This window comes from Kitasatospora sp. NRRL B-11411, from assembly GCF_000721345.1.
In the GTDB taxonomy this organism is placed as follows: Bacteria; Actinomycetota; Actinomycetes; order Streptomycetales; family Streptomycetaceae; genus Kitasatospora; species Kitasatospora cineracea.
The window spans coordinates 1-205 of the sequence record NZ_JOGH01000360.1 but is presented as its reverse complement, the minus strand read 5'-3'; the positions used below and the strand labels follow the sequence as shown (position 1 = coordinate 205).

Sequence of the window (205 nt, the reverse complement as noted above, 5' to 3'; positions counted from 1 at the left end):
GTCCGTCCACTGCCGCAGCGGCCAGCCGTCGTGGTAGTTCGTGTAGTACGGGATGGCCGCGCCCTTGTTCTTGATCGCCTTCAGGTCGGCCAGGAACTCGTCCGGGGTCTTCGGCCAGGCGGTGACGCCGGCGTCGGCCCACACCTTCTTGTTGTAGACGAAGCCGGTCACCGTGCCGAAGTTGGCGATGCCGTAGACCTTGCTG

Annotated in this window: 1 protein-coding gene; it reads right to left on the bottom strand. The window is 65.4% G+C overall.

The features are described 5' to 3' along the window. Nucleotides 1-205: extracellular solute-binding protein (locus IH44_RS42255; protein WP_035958724.1), on the bottom strand; the 205-nt coding region annotated here is incomplete at both ends.